This is a genomic window from Halolamina sp. CBA1230, assembly GCF_002025255.2.
Lineage (GTDB): Archaea > Halobacteriota > Halobacteria > Halobacteriales > Haloferacaceae > Halolamina.
Genome location: NZ_CP054587.1, coordinates 451,682 through 475,676, shown reverse-complemented (window position 1 = coordinate 475,676; position 23,995 = coordinate 451,682). Strand labels below are relative to the sequence as shown.

Here is a 23,995-nt window from a genome sequence, read left to right as displayed (position 1 = left end):
GGTCACCCCGGTTTCGTCCATGGTCGACGTTGGCGGTCCGGAGGCATGAATCCCGCGGTGGTTCGTCCCTCTCACCGCCGCTCGGCCGAACTATGCTCGGTCACGAACTCGACGATCGACTCCGTCCCCTCGAAGCCGCTGGCCATCCGCCCCACGACCTCGCCACTCTCGAACAGCAGCAGCGTCGGCACGCTGGTGATGTCGTACTCGTCGACGAGATCCAGATCCGTCTGGGGGTTGAGCATCGCCACCGTCGCCGTCGTCGCGCGGGCGACGTTGCCGACGACCGGTTCGATCGACTGACAGAGCGTACAGCCCTTCGTGTAAAAGTCGACGAGCACCACGTCGCGCTCGGCGCGCAGCTCAGCGAGCTCGTCGCCGGTGTCGAGTCGGTGCGGTTTCTCGGACGCTTCGATCATACCCAAGATTGGCGCCCGAGGCGTTTACGTCCCGCGCCTGCGGCGGTCGGCACCGACGCCCGCGGTCGACTCGCGTTCCCGGGCCGGAGCTATTTACGCTGCGAGCCCGCAGATTCGGTAATGAGCGACGCACACGCCGATACGCTGCTCCCCAGCGAACGGATGCGCGAACGGGCGCTCGACGGCGAGGTGACCCAGATCCACCGCGGCCAGGCGTACGCCGAGGAGGGCGACACGTTCGATATCGACGGTGTCACGTTCGAGGTCGTCGAGGTGACCGACCGGTCGCTCGGGGACATGACCGACGAGGACGCCCGGAAGGAGGGCGCACGGGATCTGGAACAGTACAAGGAGATGCTCCGGCGATCCCACGAGGAGTTCGAGTGGGACGACGACAGCCCGATCGTCCGACACCGCTTCGAACGGGTCTGAGCTAGAGCTCGTCCCGCTGGAACCGAGCGTACCCCAGCACGACCGGCAGCGCGAGCCACGCGAGCAGCGCGGTCAGCGCGCCCGCCGCCGAGACGAACGGCTCGGTGCCCACGACCGCTGCCGGCGGCGCCGTCCCCACGCCGAGTTCGCTCGCGAGCAGGTAGCTGAGGCTCGTTCCGGGCTCGACGAACTTCGCGAACTCCACCCACGTCGGCGCCTCCATCGGCGGACTGAACCGGAACAGCACGATCATCACGGCATCGATCAGCGTCCCCCAGAGCATCGCCAGCAGCACGTACGCCCCGAACGCGGTACCGATCACGCGGCGCGGGCTGGTGACGCCCGTCGAGAGCCCGACCGCGATCCCGAGGAAGGCGAGCGTGTAGCCGTACGTCGCCAGCAGTACGAGCAGGTACTCCCCCGCCGCGAACTCGCCGTAGCTGACGAACAGGTAGCCGCCGGCGGCCAGGCCGGCGACCCCGAGCGCGCCAGCGAGCGCTGCCGCGCGGGCGAGGAGTTTCCCGACCACCAGGTCGCGCCGGGAGTTCGGCAGCGAGAGCGCCAGCGCGGCCGTCCCGGAGTCGCGGGCTGCGACGACCGCGCGGTAGCCAAGCACCAGCCCGAGCAGCGGGAACAGCGGGACGGCGACCGCCACGAGCACGTCGAGGTACGCCGAGAACGGCGTCTCGGGCGAGCCGGCGAGCCGCGGGACGGCGTACCCCATCCCCGCCAGCAATGCGAGCAGCCCGGCCGTCAGCACCCAGACCCCTCGGGTCGCGAACGCGCCCCGGAGGTCGTTCCGGGCGACGGCGCGCCAGCTCATCGGCGCCCCTCCGTACCCGGGTCGGAGCCCGCGTCAGCGTGTTGGCTGTGTCCGGTCATAGGTCGGTGGAGCGGAACCGCAGGTAGCCGAGCGTCGCGGGGCCGAGCGCCCAGACGACGAGCAGGCCCGCGGCGACCCACTCGCCGAGGTACCACGGCGCGTCCGGGCCGAGATAGGGCCCCTGTTCGACGCCCGCGAAGAAGCCGTTCACGAGCCGTCGGTACAGCATCCCCGGCTCGGCGCCGTAGAGGAACAGCGCCCAGTCCGGCATCGTCCCGTCCGCGAGTCCGAGGGCGTCGAGCGCGGCGGTGAACACCCCCCGGAGCTGCGACCAGACCGCGACGAACAGGACGAACACGCCGAACGCGGCGCTGCTGGCGACCGCGGTAGAGGTCGTCGCCGTCGAGATGGCGAGGCCGACGCCGACGAAGGCGGCGCCGTACAGCAGCGTCCCGAGCAGGAAGGCGCCGACCGTGCCGACCTCGAAGCTCCCGAACGGGTAGTTCGTCAGCGCGGCGCCGCCGACGACGCCGACGGCGATCGCCGCACCGAGCGCCCCCCAGCGGGCGAGGAACTTCCCGACCACCACGTCCAGTCGGTCGTACGGCAGCGAGAGCAGCAGCGCCAGCTCCCCCGAGGCGCGCTCGCCGACGATCGTCCGGTGCCCGAGCAGCAGGCCGACCAGCGACACCAGCAGCGCGGCCGAGCCGACCACGAACGACGCGAAGTCGGCGCTCGTCGGCGAGGGGGAGCCGAGCAGCGGGACCGCGTAGCCGCCGGCGAGGAACAGCCCCGCGACCCCCCAGAGCAGCCAGCGCGTCCGCCGGGAGCCCCACACGTCCCGGAGCTCCTTCCGGGCGACGACGGCCCAACTCACTGCCCTCCCTCCCCGGTGTACTCGACGAACAGGTCCTCGAGCGACGGCTCCTCCGTCGAGAAGTCGAGCACGTCGACGCCGGCGTCGTCGAGCGCGACCAGCACGTCCATCTTCACGTCGTTGGGGCAGGTGACTGCGAACGCCTCGTCCTCGATCCACGCCGTGTCGACGCCGTCGACGGCCTCGATCGTTTCGAGGTGGGCCTCGTCGGGGTCGTCGACGCTGATCTGGAGCTTCGTCCCGCCGGCGGCGGACTCCCGGAGCGCGTCGATCGTGTCGACCGCCTGGAGCCGCCCCTCGTGCATGATCCCGACGCGGTCACAGACCGCCTCAATCTGTTCGAGGATGTGACTGGAGAAGAACACTGTCGCGCCGCGCTCGTTCTCCTCGTGGATGATCTCGCGCATCCGTCTGGCGCCCCCGGGGTCGAGCCCCGACGTCGGCTCGTCGAGGATCAGCAGGTCGGGCTCGCCGACCAGCGCCATCCCGAGCACGAGCCGCTGGGTCATCCCCGTCGAGTAGCCGCCGGCCTTCCGGTCGGCGGCGTCGCGGATACCCACGCGCTCGGCGACGGCCATCGGCTCGATCTCGACGCCTTTCGACTCCGCCGCGAACTGGAGGTGCTGGCGGCCGGTCAGCCGGTCGTACACGTCGTACCCCTCCGGGAGTACGCCCATGCGCTCCCGGACGGCGACGCTCTCCTCGCGGGCGTCCATGCCGAACACCTCGACGTCGCCCTCGGTGGGCCGCGCGAAGTCGAGCAGCATGTTGATAACCGTCGACTTCCCCGCGCCGTTGTGGCCGAGGAAGCCGAAGATCTCCCCCTCCTCGACGGTGAGGTCGACGCGGTCGACGGCGGTCACGTCGCCGTAGCGCTTGGAGACGTTGTGTGTCTGGATCGCAGGCATCCTGATGGGTACCGAGTTTCCCGCCGAGGTGATAAATGCCGACGTGTCGTCTCCCGGGGAGAAACAGCTCGCTCGAACGGCGGGATCTATCTGAATAACTGTTCAGACCAGAACAGCTATCTGAACGCTCGCTCAACCAACGCTCGATGAGCGACACCGAACCGCGCCTGCGGCGGCGGATCGAGGCGGAGGTCGGCGAGTGCTGCGACGCCGACGTCCAGCAGCGACTCGACGAACTCGTCGACCTCGCAGCGTCCGCGTCGGGGGACGACGGCCCTCGCGACGCGTTCGCCGCGCTGGGCAACGAGACGCGCTACCGACTGACCCGCATTCTCTCGGCCACGGAGGGGGAACTCTGTGTCTGTGAACTCGAACCCGTCGTCGACGTGAGCGAGAGCGCGGTCAGCCACGCGCTCGCGGATCTCGTCAACGCCGGGCTCGCCACTCGCCGGAAGGAGGGGAACTGGCGCTACTACGACAGCACCGCCTTCGCCGACGACCTGCTCGCGGTCGCCGATCGGGAGACAGAGGCGTGAGCGACTCGCTGGGCGTTCTGGACCGCTACCTCACCGTCTGGATCGGGCTGGCGATGGTTCTGGGCGTGGGGCTCGGTCGGTTCGCGCCCGAATTCGTCGACGCGCTGAACGCCGTCACGTGGCACGGGACCAGCCTCCCGATCGCGCTCGGGCTGTTCGTGATGATCTTCCCGATCATGGCCGAGATCGACTACGGGCGCGTGCCGAAAGTGACCCGCACCGCGCGCAAAGAGATCGGCCTCACGCTGGCGTTCAACTGGCTGATCGCGCCGTTCGTGATGTACGGGCTCGCGACGTTGTTCCTCGACGGCCGGCCGGGGTTCGTCACCGGCCTCATCCTCGTCGGGATCGCACCCTGTATCGCGATGGTGCTGATCTGGAACGAGCTCGCGGCGGGGAACCAGGAGCTCTGTGCGGTCTGTGTCGGCGTGAACAGCCTGCTCCAGATCGCGCTGTTCGTCCCCTACGCCTTCCTGTTCCTGACGCTGCTGCGCGGCACCGCGGTCGACGTGTCGATGTCGCTGATCGCCCAGATGGTCGGGGTGTTCCTCGGCCTCCCGCTCGTACTGGGCTACCTGACCCAGAAGACGGCGTTCCGCACGATCGGCCGGGACGCGTACTTCGATCGCGTGATCCCCCGAATCAGCCCGTTCGGGCTTCTCGGCCTACTGTTCACCGTCGTGGTGATGTTCGCGCTGAAGGGCGACTACATCGTCGCCAACCCCGGGGAGATCGTCCTGATCGCGGTCCCGCTGCTGCTTTTCTTCACCGGGCTGTGGGCGCTGGCCTACGGCGCCAGCGCGGTGCTGGGGTTCTCCTACACCGAGAGCGTTAGCGTCGCGTTCACGGCCTCCTCGAACAACTTCGAACTCGCGATCGCGGTCGCCGTCGCCGTGTTCGGCGTCGGCAGCAACGTCGCGCTCGCGACAGTCGTCGGCCCGCTGATCGAAGTGCCGGTGATGCTCGCGCTGGTCCGGGTCGCGCTGGCGACGAAAGACCGACTGTTCCCCGGAAGCGCCGCCGTGAGCAGCCCTGTGACGAGCGACTGATCCACCATGCCAGAACCTACTCCGTCCGACCCGATCCGCATCGCCTTCGTCTGCGTGCAGAACGCCGGCCGTTCGCAGATGGCGTACGCGTTCGCTCGCCGGGAGCGCGACCGACGGGGGCTCCAGAGCGAGATCGACCTGGTCACCGGCGGCACACGGCCAGCCGACCACGTCCATCCGGCGGTCGTCGACGCCATGCACGAGATCGGGATCGCCATCTCGGATCGCATCCCCCGGGAGGTGACAGTCGACGAACTCCGGGAGAGCGACTACGCCATCACGATGGGCTGCTCGGCCGCGGACGTCTGCCCCGCCGGCTGGGGTGGCGAGAGCCGCGACTGGGACCTCGACGACCCGGACGGTCGCTCGCCCGCGGCGGTTGCCGCGATCCGCGACGAGATCGAAACACGCGTCGAAGCGCTGTTCGACGAACTGGCGGGCTGAATCGCGGCCGGGTAGCGCTACCTCTTTACTGGTCGCGGGGCTCGTGTAACCGATGGGATTCCACACGTTCGACCCGGAACGGGCGGCGAAACTCGACGACGCGGCCTCGCGCTACCGCTACGTCTCCGCCGAGGAGCTCGTCTGGGCGGTCGACGCGGCGGCGACGGACACCCTCGCGGATCTCGGCAGTGGGACGGGCTTTTTCACCGACGACGTGGCGCCCCACGCCGGAACGGTGTACGGCGTCGACGTGCAGGAGGCGATGCACGACCGCTACCGCGAGAACGGCGTGCCCGAGAACGTCGAACTGGTCACCGCCGAGGTGGCGGAGCTCCCGTTCGACGACGGCGAACTCGACGGCGCCTTCTCGACGATGACGTTCCACGAGTTCGCGAGCGAGGAGTCGATCGCGGAGATCGAACGCGTCGTCACCTCGGACGGGTGCGTCGCCGTCGCCGACTGGACGGCCACAGGGGCGGGCGAGGCCGGGCCGCCGGTCTCGGAGCGGTTCAGTCTCGAGGAGGCGAGAACACGGTTCGAAGCTGGCGGGTTCGAGATCGCGTTCGCGGCGAGCCGGTCGGAGACGTTCCTGCTCGTGGCTCGGGCGCCGTAGCAGCGCTTCCGACCGCTAGAGATCCCGGCGTGCGAACGCCGCTCGACTCGCCGTAACGAGTATCGCTGTCGCGGCGACCAACACGGCCGTCCCGAGCAGGTCGTACTCACCCTCGAGCAGCACGGCCGACGGGTCGAGATACCGCGTCGGCGTGATCGCTGCCACCTCGGCGTAGTCGGTCACGTCCAGCACCGACTCGAACAGCCAGGAGGCGAACACCAGCGCGAGCGCGATCCGGCCCGCGACCCGGCTCCGGCCGATCACCACGCCCAGCAGGAGCCCAACTGCACCCCAGCACAGCAGGTACGGCACCGAGAGCGCGTGGAGCGCGAGGAGGTGATCGAGCGGGAGCGACTCGCCCACGGCGGCCGCGGCGACGTACAGCACCGGCGGGACGACGGCGTTGACGATCAGGATCGGAACCAGCAGCGCGAGGAAGTTTCCGAGGAGGACGCTCCCCCGGGGAACCGGCGCCGCGAGCACGGTGTCCATCCGGTCGCTCTCCAGGTCGCCGGCGACCGAGCCGGCGGCGGTGTAGGCGACGTAGCCCGCGAGCCCGACCAGCCAGCCGAACGTGTAGTACTCGCCGGCGAGCAGCCCCGACAGCGACGCGAGGCTCTCGAACCCCAGTAGCTCGACCATCACGGGCGGCATCGCGTCGAGCAGCCCCTGCAGCTCCTCGCCCGCGACGAGGTCGGGCCCGACCCAGACGAACAGGGCGCCATACGCCGCGAGCAGCGCCGCGATGACGGCACCCATCCGCAGACGCTCCCGGCCCTCGAACGCCGCGACGGTCCACGTTGCCGACAGCCAGCCCGGCGGGTCGGTCACGAGATATCCACCTCCCGGAACCACAGCGCGCTCACTGCCAACAGGACGGCCGTCGCGGCCAGCAAGATCCCGGCGCCGGCGAGATCGTACTCGCTCGCGGTGAGGATCGCGGTCGGATCGTAGTACCGCATCGGCGCGACCGCGCCAAGCCAGTCGAGGTCGCTGCTCGTCGCGATCGTCTCGAGCAGGAACGTTCCGACGACGCCGCCGGCGGCGACCCCCTCCGCGACGAGCCGTCCCGGTGCCGTCACCGACGCGAGCGTGCCGAACGCGCCACAGCAGAGGAAGTACGGGACCGAGAGCGCGTGGACGGCGACGAGATCCGCCGTCGCGATCGGCTCGCCGACGAACCGCGTGGCGGCGAACACCGTCGCGAACACCGCGACGTTGGCGAGCAGGATCGGCGTCAGGAGGGCGAGGTAGTTCTCGGCCAGCAGCCGCTGGCGGGAGATCGGCGCCGCGAGCAGCGTGTCCATCCGGCCGGTCTCGACGTCGCCCGCGATCGCCCCGCCGGCGCTGTAGGCGACGTACGCGCCGAGGCCGATCAGCCAGAGGAACTGGTAGAGTTCGATCGCGAGGAACCCCTCGATCGTGCCCATCTTCTCGAGATCGAACGCCGCGACGAACGCTGGGGGGAGCTGTTCGGCCAGCGCGACCATGTCGACCTCGCCGAGCAGGCCCGGGGCGATCAGCGTCATCATCGCCGCGAACGCCGCGAGCCCGCCGGCGAGCGCGAGTGACCCGAGCAGGCGCTTCTCGGTTTCGTAGCGCGCGGTCTCAAGCATCCTCGGTCCCCTCGCCGGACTCGTCTCCGTCGCGTTCGCCCTCGCCGTTTTCCGACGCAGTGTGTCGATCCTCGTCGTAGAACCGCATGAACACGTCCTCCAGCGGCGCTTCCTCGATGGAGAGGTCCCGCAGGTCGTGTTCGAGCAGTCGCCGGAGCAGCGGTTCGTACCCGCCGGTGTACGTGAACGAGACGGTCGTGACGCCGTCCTCGCGGCCGGCGTCCCCACGATTTTCGCCCTTCTTCCGGGTTCGACCGCCGACGGTCACGTCGTGGGCGCCGGGGAGGTCGAACGCCGCGCCGTCGACGCTGTCACCGAGCGTGACCCGGACCTGCTTGCCGCTGCGGTCCAGCAGGTCGTCGACCGTGGCGACTTCGACGAGCCGGCCGTTCCGGATGATCCCGACGCGATCACAGACTTTCCGGACCTCGCTCAGCACGTGCGAGGAGAAGAAGAAGGTCGTGCCGCGCTCGCGCTCGTTGCGGACGAACTCCAGGAACGTCTCCTGTTTCAGCGGGTCCAGCCCCGAGGTGGGTTCGTCCATGATCAGCAGGTCGGGGTCGTGCATGAACGCGAGCACGATGGTGAGCATCTGGCGGTTCCCGCGGGAGTAGTCGCCGACCGGGCGATCCAGCGGCGGGTCGAACAGTTCGAGCAGTTCGTCGCTCCGGACGTCCCCGCGGAGCGACCCGTGGTACTCGAGCAGCCGTCGCCCGGTGACGCGCTCGTCGAAGCCGGGTTCGCTCGGGAGGTAGCCCACGCGGGCGCGGGCCTCCCGTAGCGCTTCGGCGTCGGTCACGTCCGCGTCGAGCACCGTCGCCGACCCACTGGTGGGTGACTGGAACCCCATCAGCGTCCGGATGGCGGTGGTCTTCCCGGCGCCGTTGGGGCCGAGGAAGCCGAACACCTCCCCCTCCTCGACCGAGAGGCTGAGGTCCTCGATCCCCCGGACGTCACCGTAGTACTTCGTCAGACCGTCGGTCCGGATGGCGGGCATTCCGTGGAGGAACGACCAGCGATGCCATCAAGATACCGCCTGCCGCAGCCTGATTCGCCTGCTCCCGATCGGCGGGTCAGTTCAGCGTCTTCTCGAAGATCAGGATCGCGAGGTTGGTCCCCGCCACGTTCTCGCTCGTCGACCCGACGCGCTCGAAGCCGTTGCTCTCGTAGAACGCGTGGGCCGGCTCCTGTCGGCCGGTCGTCGCGAGGGTGAACCGCGCGAACCCGCGCTCGCGGGCCCGGGCTTCGAGCTCGTCGTACATCGCCTGCCCGATCCCCTCACGGTGGTGGTCGGGGTGGACGTGCATCCGTTTGAGTTCGGCCGCGCCCTCGGCGTCGACGAACTCCGTGACGATCCCCTTCGGCGGGCGGAACGCGCCGGTCGCGACGATCTCCCCCTCGCGCTCGCCGACGAGGAACTCGCCGCCGGCATCGACGTACTCGGCGAGGATGTCGTCGTCCTCGAGTTCGGGCACGTCCTCGAAGTAGGCGTCGGCGGAACGGAGGGCAGCCTCGATGGTTTCGTCGACGGCGTCGCGGTCGGCGGGACGGAATCGACGGATCGGGAGAGACACACCGGTCGTACGCCGACGGCGCTTTTCGGCCTTCGCTTCGCGGCAGTCGGGCTCGACGTCCGTAGCGACGCGCTCGCCGGGCCAACCCACGCAGTTCAAGGGGCACCCCCGGCTACCGCCGATATGGACGAGCAGGAGAGCCACGAACACGTCGTTCCGGGCAGCGACACCGAGCCCGGCGGCGAGCCGGTCCGGGGGTACGACTTCCGCGGGGAGTTCGACCTCGGCGAGATGCTCGAGGCGTACGCGACCACGGGGTTCCAGGCGACCCACCTCGCCGAAGCCGTCGACATCGCGAAACAGATGCGCGAAGAGGACGCGAAGATCTACCTCACGCTCACTTCGAACATCATCTCCTCGGGGCTGCGTGAGGTCGTCGCCTACCTCGTGCGCGAGGGGTTCGTCGACGTGATCATCACCACCTCGGGCTCGATCGCCGAGGACGTGATCAAGACCGCGAAACCGTTCAAGATGGGCGAGTGGGACGCCGACGAGGCCGAACTCCGCGAGGAGGGGATCAACCGCCTCGGCAACATCTACGTCCCCTCGGACCGCTACGTCTGGCTCGAGGAGTACCTCTACGACTTCTTCGACGACTTCTTCGCCGAGGAGAAGGTCCGCACGCCGACGGCGTTCTCCCGCGAACTCGGCGAGACGCTCTCCGACCCCGACTCCGTGCTGAAGCAGGCCGCGGACAACGACGTGCCGGTGTACTGCCCCGCGCTCAACGACGCCGAGGTCGGGAACTTCCTCTACTACTACCGCAAGAAGCACGACACCGACATCGGCATCGAGATCATGGCCGACTACGACGACCTGATCGAGAACGGGATGCTTGCGGACACCACGGGGCTGCTGGTCGTCGGCGGCGGCGTCCCCAAACACCACGCGATCATGACGAACCTGTTCCGCGGCGGCGCCGACTACGCCGTCTACATCTCCACGGGGATGGAGGGCGACGGCTCGCTGTCGGGCGCGCCGCCGAACGAAGCGGTCTCGTGGGGGAAGATCAAAGAGGAGGAGACCAACTACACGCAGGTGCAGGCCGAGGCGACGCTCGTGTTCCCGCTGTTGGTGGCGGGCGCGTTCGCGGACAGCTAGCCAGTCACGGCTCGTGACCGGCGACGACCTCCGTGTCGTCGCCTCGGAGCGTGTTGCCGTGACTGTGTGAAAGCCGAATCGCGGCTCGTGACCTGCCGAGGCCTTTGTGCCTCGGCGACGGAGCGCATTGCCGTGACTGTGCGAGTAGCCAATCACGGCTCGCGAGCGTTCGTGACCTCCGTGTCGCGAACACCGAGCGTGTTGCCGTGACTGTGCGAGTAGCCAATCACGGCTCGCGAGCGTTCGCGGGAGCCGTCACCGTCGACGGATAGTTTTTCACCGATGCCGACGCAGTCCGACACGAATGTCGGATCTCCTCGATGCGGCCGTCTCCGCGTTCCTCGCCCTCGACGACCCCTCCCTGCTCGCGACCGCCGGAACCGACCCGTTGCCCGCCGGCGTCGACGAACCCTCCGTCGCGGCCGCCCGCGAACGCCTCGAAGCGTACGACTCGCTGGTGACCAACGACGGGACGGTGCTGCTCCCGCTACACGGGGCTGACTCCGCGGAACTCACCGGCGAGTACGTCGAGTACCGCCCCAGCGGGCTCGCACCCGTGTACGTCTACCACGACACCCGGAAGGACGGGCCGGCCCGGCTGGACCCCAGCGCCATCGGCGGCACGACGGTTGGCTGGCGGCTCCGCTTCTGGACCGACGCCTACGAGCCGTCGCCGCCGCCGGCGTACGCGACCGAGTCGGGAACCCAGACGGCGGTTCGTGCCGAGCCCGTCCACACGATGGACGCTGACGAGCGCGCGGCGTTCGCGGACGAGCTCGTCGACTCCGTCGAGACGCTCCGGGAGCAGGACCGCGAGGACACCCGGGAGACGCTGGCCGAACGCGGCTATCGCCACGTCTGCCGGACCGAGGGCGGCATCGAGGAGACGATCTACACCGGGCGGCGGGTCACCCAGTCCCACGGCACCGTCCACGTGTTCGCCATCCCCGAGGACGACGACCAGCGGCGGATCGACATCCCCGGCGAGCACGGGATCTACCCCGACTCGGAGGTGCTCGTGCTCCCCAACCCCGACGCCTCGACGGTGTGGATCGACCGCGAGGAGACGCCGTTCCCGATCGAGGCCCGTGTCGCGACCGTCGACGACGGCGCGGTCGGGCTCTCCTTCTTCGACGATCGGACCTCCGACGAGTCCGAACTCCGGCGCTTCTTCGACGACGACCGCGCGGTGTTCTCGGTGCTCGCACTGCTGAACGGCGTCCCCTACGACCGCGAGCGCGCCGGGATCGAGGCTGTCCGCTCGACCCCCGAGAAGTGGGCGGTGCTCACCGGCCAGCGCACGCTGGGCTTTGCGCCCGAGTTCACCGCCGATCTGGACACCGACCTCGAACTCAACGAGTTCCAGGCGCTCGCCGCCTCGCGCGCGCTCCGGGCACGGGACGTCTACTGCATCCACGGGCCGCCGGGGACGGGCAAGACCCGGACCCTGATGGCAATCGTCCAGCAGGCCGTCGCGGACGGTCAGCGCGTGCTCGCCTGTGCCCACTCGAACCAGGCGGTCGACAACCTCCTCGTCGGCGCCAGTTCGGCCGACGAGCCGGACCCCGGAACGCTCCACGCGATGGCCGTCGACGAGGATCACGAGGAGGTCGAGATCCGCCGAGTGGGCCATCCCGAGAGCGATCTCGTCGCGGATCGCTACACCGACGGTCCCGTCGCGGAAGCGAACGTCGTCGGCGCGACGACGAGCATGGCCAGCCAGTTCGAGGTCGACGAGTTCGATATCGCCGTGCTCGACGAGGCGACGCAGGCGTCGATCCCGGCGAGCACTATCCCCTACGCCTGTGCGGACCGGCTGGTGCTCGCGGGCGACCACAAACAGCTTTCGCCGTTCGCCTCGGACGAGCTCGAACGGCGCGAGGCCGAGGTCTCGCTGTTCGAGCATCTCCTCGAAACGTACGACGACGGCGTTCGGACGATGCTCCGCCGGCAGTACCGCATGCACGAGGCGATCGTCGACTTCCCCAACGGCGCGTTCTACGGCGGTCGGCTGGAGACCGCCGACCGGAACCGCGACTGGACGATCGACGATCTGGACCCGCTCGTCGCGTACGACGTCGCCGGCGGGGAGGAGCGGACCGCCGGGAGCTCCTATCGGAACCCCACGGAGGCCGACATCGTCGCCGACGAGGTCGCGCGCCTCCGCGAGCGCGGTCTGTCCCAGTCGGATATCGGCGTCATCACGCCGTACTCGGGCCAGATCAACTGTATCGAGAACGCGCTCGCGGACCGGGACGTCAGTACCAGGGGGGTCAAGGTCAACACGGTCGACTCGTTTCAGGGCAGCGAGCGCGAGGCCGTCGTGCTCTCGCTCGTTCGCTCGAACGATCGCGGGAGCTCCGGCTTCCTCACGTTCGGTGACGAGGGCGAGCGCCGATTCAACGTCTCGCTGACCCGGGCGAAACGCCGACTCGTCGTCGTCGGTGATTTCGAGACGCTCGGGACAGTCGCCGACCACCGCGATCCCGGGGAGTCCTGTGCGGACGTGTACGCCGACCTTCGGGCACAGCTCCCGACACGACCCGGCCCACCGACTACCGACGGCCGCTGATCGGGCCAGAGTAAGGTGGTTTCGCCTCCAGCGTCCCGCCGGAACGGACCAGAGTTAACTGCCTCAGGTTCGGAACGTCGGACAGAGCAATGTCTCCAGACAGTACCGTCGAGGACTGGCGGGGTCTCGTCGTTCCCTCGGCCGGACGCGGCCGGAGGGAGCAGGCCCGGAGAGGGGGCCGGGGCGATGGTTGACCCCGTCGCAGCCAGTCGGCTGCAGTTCGCCGTCACCACGATCGTCCACATCATCTTCCCCGTGATGAGCATGGGGCTCGCGCCGTTTCTGATCTACTTCACCTGGAAGGAGATCCGGACGGGCGAGGCGATCTACGAGCGGCTCCGTCGGTTCTGGGTCAAGATCTTCGCGGTCAGCTTCGTCGTCGGCACCGTCACCGGGCTCGTGCTGGAGTTCGAGTTCGGCACCAACTTCGCGGCGTTCTCGACGTTCGCGGGCGAGCTGTTCGGCGGCCCGCTGGCGACGGAGGGGATGATGGCGTTCATGCTCGAGGCGACGTTCCTCGGCATCTTCCTCTACGGCCGTGATCGCGTCTCCGACGCGTTCTACTTCCTCTCGAGCGTCGCGGTCGGGCTCGGCACGTGGCTCTCGGCGGTCTGGATCCTGATCGCCAACTCCTGGATGCAGACCCCGCGGGGGTACGAACTGGTGAACGAGGGCGGGCAGGAGGTGGTCCACCTGACCGACCCCATGGCGGCGTACTTCAACCCCCGGTTCCAGTACATGTTCATCCACATGCAGAACTCGGCGGTGGAGTCGGTCGCGCTGTTCATGGCCGGCGTCGCCGCCTACTTCGTGTACAAACACCACGTCCGGGGGACCGAGGTCGAGAACGTGGCGTTCTGGGTGAAGACGCTCAAGATCGCGATCGTCGCGCTGGTCATCACGGCGCCGCTGCAGGTGATCCACGGCGACATGTACGCCCGGCACGTCTACGTGACTCAGCCCCAGAAGTTCGCCGCGATGGAGGCGGTCTGGGAGACCGACACCTACGTCCCGGAGTACATCGTCGCGTTCCCGACCGACTTCTCACAGCTACTCGATCCCCGGAGCAAGGACCTGTTCGGGATCGGGATCCCCGGCGGCGCGTCATGGCTCGCGAGCGGCGGCAACCCGCAGGCACAGATCCGCGGCCTGAACTCCTTCGAGACGCAGGCGCCGCCGGTCGCCCTCGTGTTCTGGGCGTTCCGCATCATGGTCGCCCTGGGGTTCTGGTTCATCCTGCTCGCTTTCTGGGCCGCCTTCCGCTGGCATCGCGGCGACCTGCTCGAGGACGACCTGCTCCACAAGGCGTTGATGGGCTCGTCGCTGCTGGGCATCGTCGCCGTCGAGACCGGCTGGATCGTCACCGAGGTCGGTCGCCAGCCCTGGCTGATCCAGGGGGTGTTGAAAACCTCCGAGGGGGTCTCGCCGAACCTCACCGGCGCCGAGGCGACGTTCACCCTCGCCGGCTTCGTCGGCGGCTACGCGCTGCTGCTGGCGCTGTACACCTACGTGGTCCGGCGGATCATCCAGCACGGTCCGCCCGAGATCGACGAGGACGAGGAGAGTGACGACGCGCCGACCGACGACGCCTCGCCGGAGGCGGAGGTGAGCGCCGATGGTTGATCTCGCCGGCGGGCCGCTGTTCGGGCTGCCGCTGCCGGCGATCTGGTTCGGGCTCGTGTTCTTCGTGCTGGGGATGTTCCTGTTCCTCGACGGGTTCGACTTCGGGATCGGCATCCTGTTCGCGACCCGCGACGACGACGACGAGAAGGAGCAGCTGTTCTCCGCGATCGGCCCGTTCTGGGACGGCAACGAGGTGTGGCTGGTGGTGTTCGGCGGCGCGCTGTTCGCCGCGTTCCCGGCGGTGTACGCCAACCTGTTCAGCCGCTACTACCTGCTGATGTTCGCGATCCTCGCCGCGCTGGGGCTGCGTGGGCTCGCGCCGGAGATGTACGAGGAACGCGAGGACGACCAGTGGCGGCGCTACTGGGGGTACTCCTTCGTCGTCGGCAGCGCGGTGACGCCGTTCCTGCTGGGGATGTTCGCGATCAACTGGCTCACCGGCGTCGCGGGGATCCTCTCGATTCCGGGCGTGCTCGGCGGGATCGCGGTCGCGACGCTGACCGTCGCCGACGGCGCCGCGTTCCTCGGGCTCAAAACGCGGGGGTCGCTCCGGGACGACGCCAGCTACTACGGGGTTCGCGCGGTCGTCGCCTACATCGGACTGGTCGCGCTCACGCTCGTCGCGGTGTACGTCACGACGCCCGCGCTCCAGTCGGCGCTGCTCTCCGTTCCCGTGATCGGGCTGGTGGTGCTGTCGGTCCTGCTCGCTGGGGGGTACGTCGTCGCCACGCGACAGGGACAGTACCACGCCGCGTTCGCGACGGTGGCGGGGCTGGTCGCCGCCCTCGTGGGCGTGATCGCGACCGCGATGTTCCCGATGATCGACCGCGCGGGGGAGGTCTCGGTCGCGGAGGGGATCGTCTCGACGCTGCCGCTGAACCTGATGACGATCATGATGGCCTTTCTGCTCCCGATCGTGCTCTCGTACTTCGGCGTGCTGTACTCCGTGTTCAGCGGGCCGATCGACGAGGAGGCGTCGTATGGCTGAGGCGCCGAACCTCGGCTCCCGGATCGTCGTGACGTGGGCCGAACTCACCGTCGTCGGCCTCGCCGGGGGGATCCTCGGCACCACGGTCGGCGGCCCGCCCGCGCTGGTGGTGTACTTCGCGACCACGCTGCTCTCGGTCGGAATCTTGCTGTACAACGTGAACGAGCTGATCCGGCAGTGGGTCACGGCCGACGGCGCGGTCGACGCGTGACCTGCTCCTGCCGGGTCAGCCGCCGTACTCACCGAACGCGCTCACCTCGCCCGTCGGCGTCCGGACGACCACCGACTCGCCCCCGTCCTCGATCACGGCGGCGTCGCGGTCGAACGTGATCACCCGCGCATCGATGTCGTCGGTCGATGCTGGCCCGGAACCGGTGTAAACCACGACCGTCTCGCCGGGTGCGATGGGTTCGTCGAGCGCGTCGACGGTCTCGGTCTGTTCCTCGTAGTCGACCTGATAGCCGCCGAGGGAGAGCGGGCCGGCGCCGGTGTGTTCGAGCACCACCGCCTCGCCGTTTGTCCGGTCGCTCTCGGGGGTCCCCGGCGCGTCGCCGCTCCCGTCGCCGTCGATCGCGGCGAGCGCCAGACCGTCCGGTGCGGGTCCGGTGGCGAACTGGAACAGGTCGGCGAACCGGTAGCGGTCGTCGACGCCGTCCGAGACGGGCCGGGGGAGCGTCGGCGTCCACTCCGGGGCCTCGTTGACGAACGCGCGGTCGTCGGCGTCGACCATCCCGTGGATGACCTCGGCGACGATCCGACTGCCGACCGCGCCGAGACGGTGGCCGTCCTCCTGGACGGCTGCCTCGCCGAGCACGTAGAGCCAGAGCGGCGCCTCGGTCTCCGCCCCCCGGTAGACCGACCGGAGGTACTCGGCGTACGTCTGCCCACTGGGGAGTGGGATATCGTCGTTGTCGAGCGGTTCGATCCCCATCCGTTCGGCCACCGCCTGCCCCGACGGCAGCCCAAGCGCCTTCCCGCGGTGGAGGTTCCGCGCGGCCAGTGACGTCGGCCCGTGGCTGATGAACGGGAGCAGCATCAGCGCCGGCGGCATCGCGGTGTCGATCGGCCGGGCGGGCTGGGCGGTCGACCCCTCGGCGGCGGGATCGTGGTCGAAGAAGTGGGGCCAGTCGACCACGAGTTCGTCGGGGACGGGGGCGAACCCGTTGAGGTTCCGGCTCGTCTCCTCCTCGACGACACGTGGTGGCGGGCCGCCATCGCCGGCCACCGCCGCCGCGACCGCCTCGGCGTTCTCCGGTGCGGGGCCGGGGAAGAACTGCACGTCGGTGGCGTCGTCGTTGACGGTGTAACGATCCCGAATCTGGCTGTGGCCGTAGCGGTAGGCGGCGCCCGCGAACTCGACCGGGATCGAGACGGGATCGTCCGAGCGGAGGAAGTACGACCGCCCGGAGTTCTCGATGTCGTCGAACACCGCGCCGTCACAGATCGACGGCAGGAACTCGTGCAGGACGAGCCACTGGTAGTGCCAGCGGACGAGCCGCTTCGCGGCGTCGTACACGGACTCGTCCTCGCCCAGGAGCGCGTGGCCGTCGCCCGATCGGACGTAGTCGACGACGCGGTTGTGGAACTTCGCGAACGTCAGGTGGAGCTGTGAGACCACGAGGTTCTCGTCGTTGCGCGGGTCGGTGAGCAGCGCGCTCCCCTGTCTGTTCCGCTGGAGGTCGGTCGCCCCGAACCGTGTCGGCCGCGGCGCGTCCTCGTCGGTCGGTTCCGGCGCCGCGGGCGCCGTGAGCAGTTTCGCCCCGTCGCGGTCGTCGAAGAGGAACGGCCGGACCTCCGAGCCGCCGCCGTACACCGAGTCCAGATCCAGTGCTGGCGTCCGGAAGTTCCGCAGCCCCCGCGGGTCGTTGCGCTGCTCCAGCTCCGACGTCGGGTCGAACGTGATCTCGTGGTCGATGAACTGGCCGAAAAAGGCGACCCCCGCGTCGGCGTCGGCGGCCGCCTCGCTCGTCGGGTCGCCGAGCATCGGCCCGTCGACGTCGCCGCCGTCGAGGTGGACGCCGCCCAGCGATTCGAGGAACCCATCGCCCGGCGCGTACGGCTCCAGCGCCGCGAACCGGTTAGAGAAGCGGTGGCTCCGAACACGGCCGCTGGCGGTCGTCGCCGCCTCGTTCATCCCTCGCTGTTCGCCCAGACCGTGATAGTGGGCCATGTTACCGACTGACAATTACGTGTGCATAATACTACTGTACGTTGAGAAACACGTTGTCTGCCGTTGGTCTCCATCGTGTCGGCGTGAAGCGTCCAGTTTGGCCACCGTCGTTTATCCCCTCGCCCGTCCAACGGCGAGGTGATGGAACTGCGGAAGGTCGTCCGGGGGAGCCCGGACTGGGATCGGATCGAGTCGGTCGTCCGCGCGCTCGCCGAGCGGCACGACCGCGAGTCGGTCCACGTCCGGTTCCTCGACGCCGACAACTGGCTCTCCACGCCGCTGGTGCTCGACGACGAGTACTTCGTGAAGCTCGTGACCGAGCAGAACTCGCTGGTCCACGCGCTGTTCACGGCGACCCGGAACCTCGGCGCGTTCTCCTCGGGTACGGAGGGGTTTTTCGGCCACTACGGCACCCCCTACCAGATGGCCGAGCACGAACTGGAGGCGACCGAGCGCCTGCACGAGGTGGGGGTGAACGTCCCGGAGCCGATCGAGGCGCTGGAGATCGAGGGGATGGGCGTGCTGGTGATGGAGTACCTCCCGGCGTTCGACGCGCTGGACGACCTCGACGAGGCGCGGGAGCGCGAGCTCGCGCCCGACGTGTTCGCGGCGCTCCGGCGGATGCACGACCACGGGCTGGCCCACGGCGACCTGCGGGCGGAGAACGTGCTCGTGGTCGAGGGTGAGATCTACGTCATCGACGCCACCAACGTCCGCGAGGACGACGACGGCGGGGCGACGATGGCGGCGGCGAAGTCCTACGACCTCGCGTGTGCGCTCGCGGCGCTGGAGCCGCTGATCGGCGCGAAATCAGCCGTGAAAGCGGCGCTCGAACACTACGACGAGGCGGAACTGCTAGCGGCCAGGGAGTTTCTGGATTTCGTCTCGGTTCGTCCGGACCACACGTTCGCCGCGGCGGAGTTGAAAGGTGAGATCGAGACGCGGGCGGGTGAGGCCGAGCGGGCGTCCGAGTGATGATCGTGAGTTCGGGGAGATCTGTTTTCAGGAGAGGACGCGGCTCGGGCCGGTGATCAGTGGAACCCTGACCGCAACAGCACCTCGATTGGTGGCTACTGGGACAGCACCCGCAACAGCATCTCGAAGCATGACCACTTGTGACTGCACCGCCCCGCACAGCCCTCACACCTCCCCAGCCGACTCGTTCGCTTCGCTCACTCGTCCCTCGCGCGCTCGTTCGCCCACGCAGGGGCTCACGTCACGCGCCGACCGCGGCAGCGGTTCGGTGACGGTGGACGCCTCGCGGGCGAAACGGTCACACCCGCGGGGGGAGGGGTGGGGACTCGGCGCCTCGCCGGGCCTCGTGCCCGGCGCACTTCGGTCACAAGTGGACATGCTCACTCCGCAGTGTTGCTGGTGCTGTCGCGGAGGACACCGCAATGGGGCAGACGTAGTACTGTCGCGAGGGATGATCGATAGCCCCCTCCCAACGACCTGATAACTCCGACACTCACCGAGCTACCACCCCACCGATCGACCGTCGACCGGCAGGGTTTTTCACGCCGACGCCCCCACTCTCCGTACACATGAGCAGCGAACCCTACAAGCACTACATCGACGGCGAGTGGGTCGAAGGCACCGGCACGGAGACGTTCACGAGCGAGAACCCCGCCAACGGCGACACGCTCGGGGAGTTCCACCGCGGCACCGAGGACGACGTCGACGAGGCTATCGCCGCCGCCGACGACACGTTCGAGGAGTGGAAGGCGCTCTCCCACATCGACCGCGCGGAGTACCTCTGGGACATCTACCAGGAGCTCAAAGACCGCCACGAGGAGCTCGGCGAGATCGTCACCAAGGAGTGCGGGAAGGAGATATCCGAGGGGAAAGCCGACGTGACCGAGGCCTGGCACATGGTCGAGTGGGCCGCCGGCGACGCCCGCCACCCGAAGGGCGACGTGGTCCCCTCCGAGATCCCGAGCAAGGACGCCTACATGCGCCGCAAACCCCGCGGCGTCGTCGGCTGTATCACGCCGTGGAACTTCCCGGTCGCGATCCCGTTCTGGCATATGGCCGTCTCGCTGGTCGAGGGCAACACCGTCGTCTGGAAGCCCGCCGAGCAGACGCCGTGGTGTGGCCAGATCATCGCCGAGATGTTCGAGGACTCGGGGATCCCCGACGGCGTGTTCAACATGGTCCAGGGGTTCGGCGACGCCGGCGCGGCGATCACCGACGACGGCCGGATCGACACCGTGCTGTTCACGGGCAGCGCCGAGGTCGGCCACGAGATCGCCTCCAAGGTCGGCGGCGAGCCCGGCAAGCTCGCGGCGTGTGAGATGGGCGGGAAGAACAACATCGTCGTCACCGAGGAGGCCGACCTCGACGTCGCGGTCCACTCCGCGGTGATGTCGAGCTTCAAGACGACCGGCCAACGCTGTGTCTCCTCCGAGCGCCTCGTCGTCCACGAGGACGTGTACGACGAGTTCAAGGAGCGCTTCGTCGAGAACGCGAAGAAGGTCGCCGTCGGCGACCCGCTCGACGAGAACACGTTCATGGGCCCGCTGATCGAGGAGGAGCACGAGGAGAAGGTCTCCAGCTACAACCAGCTCGCGAAGGACGAGGGCGTGAACGTGCTCGTCGACCGCGAGGAGCTCGACGACAACGAGATCCCCGACGGCCACGAGGACGGCCACTGGGTCGGGCCGTTCGTCTACGAGGCCGACCCCCACGAGGACCTGCGCTGCACCCACGAGGAAGTGTTCGGCCCGCACGTCGCCCTGCTGAAGTACAGCGGCGACATCGAGGACGCGGTGGAGATCCACAACGACACCGAGTACGGGCTCGCGGGCGCGATCATCTCGGAGGACTACCGCCAGATCAACTACTTCCGCGACAACGCGGAGATCGGGCTGGCGTACGGCAACCTCCCCTGCATCGGCGCCGAGGTCCAGCTCCCCTTCGGCGGCGTGAAGAAGTCCGGCAACGGCTACCCCAGCGCGCGTGAGGTCATCGAGGCCGTCACCGAGCGCACCGCCTGGACCCTGAACAACTCGAAGGACATCGAGATGGCACAGGGGCTGAGCGCGGACATCAAGACCAACGACGACTGAAACCGGCGACCGAGTAGGGAGTCAGCGTTTCAGTCTCGTCTCCGCTTGCGACGACTGACGCTTTCGGCCGTCCTTTTTGTTGTCGTCGACACCTCAGAGATCCGTGTTCGGGAACCGCCAGAGCGCCAACGCCATCGGGACTAGCACCCAAGCCGCGACCACGGCCGCCGAGAACGGGATCGTCTCGTAGACCGCCAGCGCCTCGTCGGGCCGGTAGTTGAGCAGCCGCGTCGCCCCCGTGAACGCCGAGATCGGGTCGAGCGCGTTCCAGATCTGCGCCCACTCCGGGAGCGGGTACCGCTCCTCCCGCGGGTAGAGGCGCCGCACGATCTGGCTCGGCACCCAGCTCCAGAGGAAGAGGAAGCCGATGTACGTCCCGAGCCCGCCGGCGATGGCGCGCCGACCCGTGGAGACGAGCGCGGAGATGCCGACCGCCAGCGAGGTACAGAACACCGTCCACAGCACCACGAGCCCGACGAGGACGAGGTAGTCGACGCCCGGGAGCTGGCCGGCCCGGACGGTGTAGGTGATCGGCGCCGCGAGGAGACCGGCGACGACCGCGAGCAGGAGCGGCCCGAGCCGGCCGAGGAACGCGCCGGCAGCCACCTCCCGTCGGGAGTGGGGGAAGGCGAGCAGCACGCGGAGCGAGCCCGACTCCCGTCCGCCGGCGACGGCGCCGTTGCCCAGCGCGAGCGTCGTCAGCGGCACCAGTATCGCCGCGGAGTTCCCGATCCCTCCGGCCGCGAGCGCCCGCACCTCGCCGTTGTAGTCGTACGCGCCCGACCAGCCGAGGAAACCGAACACGGCGACGAACAGCGCCGTCACCACCCAGACGGATTTGGTCCGGCGGGTGTCGCGGGCGTACTTCTCGGCGACAGTACGGAGGCTCACTCCGCCACCCCCGTGGCCTCGACCGACGCACCCGCGCCGCCGCCGTCGCCGCCTTCGCCGGTGTACGCCGCGAACACCGACTCCAGCGAGCCGGCGTCTGACTCGACGTCGCGGATCTCCGCGCCGTGCTCCCGGAGCGTGTCGAGCACGTCGACTTTCGCCGGGCCGGCACAGGTGGCCGTTATCCGGCCCTCCTCGGCCTCGACCGACTCGACGTCGGCGAGCGACCCGACGGCGTCGACGGCCGACTCGGTGAGCGGGTCGCAGTGGACCGTGAGCGCCGAAACGGCGCCCGCACCGCGCAGCCCCTCGACGCTGTCGACGGCGACGAGTTCGCCGTCGGCGAGGATCCCCACGCGGTCGCTCACGCGTTCGACCTGGTCGAGAATGTGGCTAGAGAAGAACACGGTCGCGCCGCGGTCGACCTCCTCGCGCACGATCTCGCGCATCAGCCGAACGCCGTTGGGGTCGAGCCCGGTCGAGGGCTCGTCGAGCACGAGCAGGTCGGGATCGCCGACGAGCGCCATCGCGAGCATGAGCCGCTGGGTCATCCCCTTCGAGAAGTCGTCCGCGACGCGCTCCTCCTCGCCGGCGAGGCCGACGCGGTCGAGCAGCGCGTCGGGGTCGTCGGTCGCGTCCTTCGAGTCGATGGCGTACGCGACGTGGTCGCGGGCCGTGTACTCCGGGAACGTGTCGTAGCCGTCCGGGAGCACGCCGACGCGCTGGCGCACGCGGCCGGACTCCTGCTGGGCGTCGATGCCGAACACCTCGACTCCTCCCTCGGTGGGCCGGAGGTAGTCGAGCAGGCAGTCGATCGTGGTCGACTTCCCGGCGCCGTTGGGGCCGAGGAAGCCGAACACCTCGCCGCGTTCGACGGTGAGGTCGATACCGCGGAGGGCGGTCACGCTGCCGAACCGTTTGTGGAGGCCGTCGATCTCGACGGCTGGCGGGGACGTCGCCATGGGGAAGTGGCGGTCGGGTCCCGGCATAGGCTTTGGGGGATCGACCGCGGGCGAGTGGAGGGCCGAAGCGGGGGGATCAGGCGGAGCGCTCGGTGTCGAGCACGCTCAGGTCGTCGTCGAGCGTCACCGTCAGCGCCCCGCCGTCGAGTTCGATCGTCACCTCGAAGCGCTGTGGCTGCTCGCTCACCAGGTCGATGGCGTCGTCGGAGACACACCACGGGAGCGTCCAGTAGGGGCGATCCGAGAGGGAGACGCCGTGTTCGCGGTGGAAGCCGACGACGACGCTGTCGTCGAGCAGCGCCAGCCCGACCGCCGAACAGAGTTGGTGGTTGCACTGCGAGCAGCGGTGGATCGCCGTGAGTTCGCTCCCGACACAGCAGCCCTCGGCGCGCTCGACGGTGGTCTCCATCCGGCCGCTACACTCGGGGCAGACGCCGTCCTTCGCGAGACAGTGGAGGTGGCGGACGCGCTGGTCGAACGCCGCGAGCCGCTCCTCGTCGGTGCGGTCGGTCAGCCCGCCCGGCGGGAACGCGTACTCGCCGTGGCCGTAGCCACAGTCGGGGCAGGCGATCGAGAGCTGTTCGTCCTCGTACGTCGCCCGGAGGTCGGCGCCGCAGTTCACGCAGGGGTCGCCGACGTCGATGGGGTCGAGCGTCGGGTGCTGGGTGAACGAGCCCGCGAGCACCGCCTGCACCACCTTCTCGCCCGCGTGGCGGAGCTCGTACCCCTCGTCGACCTTCCGGACGAACTGGTCGGTCAGCTTGTCGAGGTGGTAGTTGAACTGCGCGCTGTCGCGCATGCCCACCTCCGCACGGAGTTCGGAGAACCGCACCGGCGAGGAGTCGGCGGTCCACAGCGCTTCGAGGATCGACAGCCGGGTCTCGTTGGCCACCAGCCCGAACGCGTCGGCGGGCTCGACGCAGTCCTCACAGTCCTGAATCGACTCGAGCCGCTCGCTCATAGGTGAAATCTGGGGGCACACCCGAAAAAGTGTTCGGTGAACTGCGTTTATGTAAGAAGAATGGTTGGATGGTGTGTTCAGATCCTGACACAGACGCCCGTTCGCGGGAGACAGAGCTGGCTGTCCAGGGACGCGCGCCGTCGCGTGGTGACGACGCCGGCCGCGACGCCGACGCCGAGGCCGATCACGAGCCCGGTGAACAGCGCTGGCGACGTGACGGCGGTCAACAGCCCACCGAGTAGCACGACGCCCGCGAACAGCGTCCCGAGCAACATCCCCCACGAGTCGCCGAGTCCCGGCGCGCTCGTATCGGAAACGGTCGGTCGTGGGCCGCGTGGGTTGGGGTCCCTCATACACGTAGATGTACG

General features: G+C 69.0%; 25 protein-coding genes. 12 read left to right on the top strand and 13 right to left on the bottom strand.

Features of this window, described 5'->3' with window-relative positions; genetic code table 11:
- Window positions 1–71: 71 nt before the first annotated feature.
- Entirely contained in the window at window positions 72–419 is a 348-nt protein-coding gene (locus B4589_RS02470) for a thioredoxin family protein (RefSeq protein WP_079232781.1), read from the bottom strand.
- 120 nt (window positions 420–539) lie between these two features.
- On the opposite strand from B4589_RS02470, the gene B4589_RS02465 reads away from it, so the two are divergent.
- Window positions 540–851: a hypothetical protein gene (locus B4589_RS02465; RefSeq protein WP_079232780.1), complete on the top strand. Its 312-nt coding sequence runs from the start codon at window positions 540–542 to the stop codon at window positions 849–851.
- 1 nt (window position 852) lies between these two features.
- Here the strand turns inward: B4589_RS02465 and B4589_RS02460 are convergent, their stop codons facing one another.
- From B4589_RS02460 to B4589_RS02450, 3 genes are read right to left on the bottom strand one after another with little or no spacing between them, the layout of a single operon-like run.
- Window positions 853–1,674, bottom strand: a complete 822-nt coding sequence (locus B4589_RS02460; RefSeq protein WP_079232779.1) for an ABC transporter permease — start codon at window positions 1,672–1,674, stop codon at window positions 853–855.
- Between the two features lie 55 nt (window positions 1,675–1,729).
- Entirely contained in the window at window positions 1,730–2,551 is an 822-nt protein-coding gene (locus tag B4589_RS02455; protein WP_079232778.1) for an ABC transporter permease, read from the bottom strand.
- Complete coding sequence (locus B4589_RS02450) at window positions 2,548–3,459, bottom strand: ABC transporter ATP-binding protein (RefSeq protein ID WP_079232777.1); 912 nt, start codon at window positions 3,457–3,459, stop codon at window positions 2,548–2,550. Before B4589_RS02450 ends, B4589_RS02455 begins: the two co-directional genes overlap by 4 nt.
- Window positions 3,460–3,605: 146 nt before the next feature.
- On the opposite strand from B4589_RS02450, the gene B4589_RS02445 reads away from it, so the two are divergent.
- The 4 genes from B4589_RS02445 to B4589_RS02430 are packed head-to-tail and all read left to right on the top strand — an operon-like array spanning window position 3,606 to window position 6,101.
- Window positions 3,606–3,995, top strand: a complete 390-nt coding sequence (locus B4589_RS02445) for a metalloregulator ArsR/SmtB family transcription factor (protein WP_079232776.1) — start codon at window positions 3,606–3,608, stop codon at window positions 3,993–3,995.
- Window positions 3,992–5,044 (top strand): ACR3 family arsenite efflux transporter, encoded by a 1,053-nt coding sequence (gene arsB, locus B4589_RS02440; protein WP_079232775.1) that lies wholly within the window; start codon window positions 3,992–3,994, stop codon window positions 5,042–5,044. The genes B4589_RS02445 and arsB overlap by 4 nt, the downstream gene beginning before the upstream one ends.
- Window positions 5,045–5,050: 6 nt before the next feature.
- Entirely contained in the window at window positions 5,051–5,488 is a 438-nt protein-coding gene (locus B4589_RS02435; protein WP_079232774.1) for a low molecular weight phosphatase family protein, read from the top strand.
- Window positions 5,489–5,540: 52 nt separating this feature from the next.
- Complete coding sequence (locus tag B4589_RS02430; protein ID WP_079232773.1) at window positions 5,541–6,101, top strand: class I SAM-dependent methyltransferase; 561 nt, start codon at window positions 5,541–5,543, stop codon at window positions 6,099–6,101.
- 15 nt (window positions 6,102–6,116) lie between these two features.
- Here the strand turns inward: B4589_RS02430 and B4589_RS02425 are convergent, their stop codons facing one another.
- The 4 genes from B4589_RS02425 to B4589_RS02410 form a co-directional block, all read right to left on the bottom strand.
- The gene (locus B4589_RS02425; RefSeq protein WP_217920475.1) at window positions 6,117–6,932 is read right to left on the bottom strand and encodes an ABC transporter permease subunit; all 816 of its coding nucleotides are present in this window, start codon (window positions 6,930–6,932) and stop codon (window positions 6,117–6,119) included.
- Window positions 6,929–7,717 carry an ABC transporter permease subunit gene (locus B4589_RS02420; protein ID WP_079232772.1) on the bottom strand — a complete coding sequence of 263 codons (789 nt, stop codon included), beginning with the start codon at window positions 7,715–7,717 and terminating at the stop codon, window positions 6,929–6,931. The genes B4589_RS02425 and B4589_RS02420 overlap by 4 nt, the downstream gene beginning before the upstream one ends.
- Window positions 7,710–8,714 carry an ABC transporter ATP-binding protein gene (locus tag B4589_RS02415; RefSeq protein ID WP_079232771.1) on the bottom strand — a complete coding sequence of 335 codons (1,005 nt, stop codon included), beginning with the start codon at window positions 8,712–8,714 and terminating at the stop codon, window positions 7,710–7,712. The genes B4589_RS02420 and B4589_RS02415 overlap by 8 nt, the downstream gene beginning before the upstream one ends.
- Window positions 8,715–8,790: 76 nt before the next feature.
- Window positions 8,791–9,291 carry a GNAT family N-acetyltransferase gene (locus B4589_RS02410; RefSeq protein WP_158081130.1) on the bottom strand — a complete coding sequence of 167 codons (501 nt, stop codon included), beginning with the start codon at window positions 9,289–9,291 and terminating at the stop codon, window positions 8,791–8,793.
- 123 nt (window positions 9,292–9,414) lie between these two features.
- On the opposite strand from B4589_RS02410, the gene B4589_RS02405 reads away from it, so the two are divergent.
- From B4589_RS02405 to B4589_RS02385, 5 genes are all read left to right on the top strand, one after another.
- Window positions 9,415–10,392, top strand: coding sequence for a deoxyhypusine synthase (locus tag B4589_RS02405; RefSeq protein ID WP_079232769.1), 978 nt, complete (start codon window positions 9,415–9,417; stop codon window positions 10,390–10,392).
- 304 nt (window positions 10,393–10,696) lie between these two features.
- On the top strand, window positions 10,697–12,964 hold the full coding sequence (locus B4589_RS02400) for an AAA domain-containing protein (protein WP_079232768.1): 2,268 nt from the start codon (window positions 10,697–10,699) through the stop codon (window positions 12,962–12,964).
- A gap of 186 nt (window positions 12,965–13,150) precedes the next feature.
- Complete coding sequence (locus tag B4589_RS02395; RefSeq protein WP_079232767.1) at window positions 13,151–14,587, top strand: cytochrome ubiquinol oxidase subunit I; 1,437 nt, start codon at window positions 13,151–13,153, stop codon at window positions 14,585–14,587.
- Window positions 14,580–15,575 (top strand): cytochrome d ubiquinol oxidase subunit II, encoded by a 996-nt coding sequence (gene cydB, locus B4589_RS02390; RefSeq protein ID WP_079232766.1) that lies wholly within the window; start codon window positions 14,580–14,582, stop codon window positions 15,573–15,575. The genes B4589_RS02395 and cydB overlap by 8 nt, the downstream gene beginning before the upstream one ends.
- Window positions 15,568–15,786 carry a hypothetical protein gene (locus B4589_RS02385; RefSeq protein WP_079232765.1) on the top strand — a complete coding sequence of 73 codons (219 nt, stop codon included), beginning with the start codon at window positions 15,568–15,570 and terminating at the stop codon, window positions 15,784–15,786. Before cydB ends, B4589_RS02385 begins: the two co-directional genes overlap by 8 nt.
- A gap of 15 nt (window positions 15,787–15,801) precedes the next feature.
- Here the strand turns inward: B4589_RS02385 and B4589_RS02380 are convergent, their stop codons facing one another.
- A complete protein-coding gene (locus B4589_RS02380; protein ID WP_079232764.1) occupies window positions 15,802–17,745 on the bottom strand; it encodes a peroxidase family protein in 1,944 nt (647 codons plus the stop codon).
- Between the two features lie 141 nt (window positions 17,746–17,886).
- On the opposite strand from B4589_RS02380, the gene B4589_RS02375 reads away from it, so the two are divergent.
- Both B4589_RS02375 and B4589_RS02370 read left to right on the top strand, forming a co-directional pair.
- A complete protein-coding gene (locus tag B4589_RS02375; RefSeq protein WP_079232763.1) occupies window positions 17,887–18,720 on the top strand; it encodes an RIO1 family regulatory kinase/ATPase in 834 nt (277 codons plus the stop codon).
- Between the two features lie 569 nt (window positions 18,721–19,289).
- The gene (locus B4589_RS02370) at window positions 19,290–20,813 is read left to right on the top strand and encodes an aldehyde dehydrogenase family protein (protein WP_079232762.1); all 1,524 of its coding nucleotides are present in this window, start codon (window positions 19,290–19,292) and stop codon (window positions 20,811–20,813) included.
- Between the two features lie 93 nt (window positions 20,814–20,906).
- On the opposite strand, the gene B4589_RS02365 is transcribed toward B4589_RS02370, so the two are convergent.
- The 4 genes from B4589_RS02365 to B4589_RS02350 form a co-directional block, all read right to left on the bottom strand.
- Window positions 20,907–21,704, bottom strand: coding sequence for an ABC transporter permease subunit (locus tag B4589_RS02365; protein WP_079232761.1), 798 nt, complete (start codon window positions 21,702–21,704; stop codon window positions 20,907–20,909).
- Window positions 21,701–22,666, bottom strand: a complete 966-nt coding sequence (locus tag B4589_RS02360) for an ABC transporter ATP-binding protein (protein ID WP_079232760.1) — start codon at window positions 22,664–22,666, stop codon at window positions 21,701–21,703. The genes B4589_RS02365 and B4589_RS02360 overlap by 4 nt, the downstream gene beginning before the upstream one ends.
- A gap of 76 nt (window positions 22,667–22,742) precedes the next feature.
- A complete protein-coding gene (locus B4589_RS02355; RefSeq protein ID WP_079232759.1) occupies window positions 22,743–23,627 on the bottom strand; it encodes a helix-turn-helix domain-containing protein in 885 nt (294 codons plus the stop codon).
- Window positions 23,628–23,704: 77 nt separating this feature from the next.
- Window positions 23,705–23,980, bottom strand: coding sequence for a hypothetical protein (locus B4589_RS02350; RefSeq protein ID WP_079232758.1), 276 nt, complete (start codon window positions 23,978–23,980; stop codon window positions 23,705–23,707).
- Window positions 23,981–23,995 lie beyond the last annotated feature (15 nt).

Bases quoted from the DNA above. Each gene is read 5' to 3' on its own strand.
- B4589_RS02435 (WP_079232774.1), top strand. From the start codon at position 5,051: ATGCCAGAACCTACTCCGTCCGACCCGATCCGCATCGCCTTCGTCTGC.
- B4589_RS02405 (WP_079232769.1), top strand. From the start codon at position 9,415: ATGGACGAGCAGGAGAGCCACGAACACGTCGTTCCGGGCAGCGACACC.
- B4589_RS02465 (WP_079232780.1), top strand. From the start codon at position 540: ATGAGCGACGCACACGCCGATACGCTGCTCCCCAGCGAACGGATGCGC.
- B4589_RS02375 (WP_079232763.1), top strand. From the start codon at position 17,887: ATGGAACTGCGGAAGGTCGTCCGGGGGAGCCCGGACTGGGATCGGATC.
- cydB (WP_079232766.1), top strand. From the start codon at position 14,580: ATGGTTGATCTCGCCGGCGGGCCGCTGTTCGGGCTGCCGCTGCCGGCG.
- B4589_RS02355 (WP_079232759.1), bottom strand. From the start codon at position 23,627: ATGAGCGAGCGGCTCGAGTCGATTCAGGACTGTGAGGACTGCGTCGAG.
- B4589_RS02450 (WP_079232777.1), bottom strand. From the start codon at position 3,459: ATGCCTGCGATCCAGACACACAACGTCTCCAAGCGCTACGGCGACGTG.
- B4589_RS02395 (WP_079232767.1), top strand. From the start codon at position 13,151: ATGGTTGACCCCGTCGCAGCCAGTCGGCTGCAGTTCGCCGTCACCACG.
- B4589_RS02460 (WP_079232779.1), bottom strand. From the start codon at position 1,674: ATGAGCTGGCGCGCCGTCGCCCGGAACGACCTCCGGGGCGCGTTCGCG.
- B4589_RS02400 (WP_079232768.1), top strand. From the start codon at position 10,697: ATGTCGGATCTCCTCGATGCGGCCGTCTCCGCGTTCCTCGCCCTCGAC.
- B4589_RS02445 (WP_079232776.1), top strand. From the start codon at position 3,606: ATGAGCGACACCGAACCGCGCCTGCGGCGGCGGATCGAGGCGGAGGTC.
- B4589_RS02380 (WP_079232764.1), bottom strand. From the start codon at position 17,745: ATGGCCCACTATCACGGTCTGGGCGAACAGCGAGGGATGAACGAGGCG.
- B4589_RS02360 (WP_079232760.1), bottom strand. From the start codon at position 22,666: ATGGCGACGTCCCCGCCAGCCGTCGAGATCGACGGCCTCCACAAACGG.
- B4589_RS02420 (WP_079232772.1), bottom strand. From the start codon at position 7,717: ATGCTTGAGACCGCGCGCTACGAAACCGAGAAGCGCCTGCTCGGGTCA.
- B4589_RS02385 (WP_079232765.1), top strand. From the start codon at position 15,568: ATGGCTGAGGCGCCGAACCTCGGCTCCCGGATCGTCGTGACGTGGGCC.
- B4589_RS02415 (WP_079232771.1), bottom strand. From the start codon at position 8,714: ATGCCCGCCATCCGGACCGACGGTCTGACGAAGTACTACGGTGACGTC.
- B4589_RS02430 (WP_079232773.1), top strand. From the start codon at position 5,541: ATGGGATTCCACACGTTCGACCCGGAACGGGCGGCGAAACTCGACGAC.
- B4589_RS02470 (WP_079232781.1), bottom strand. From the start codon at position 419: ATGATCGAAGCGTCCGAGAAACCGCACCGACTCGACACCGGCGACGAG.
- B4589_RS02370 (WP_079232762.1), top strand. From the start codon at position 19,290: ATGAGCAGCGAACCCTACAAGCACTACATCGACGGCGAGTGGGTCGAA.
- B4589_RS02350 (WP_079232758.1), bottom strand. From the start codon at position 23,980: ATGAGGGACCCCAACCCACGCGGCCCACGACCGACCGTTTCCGATACG.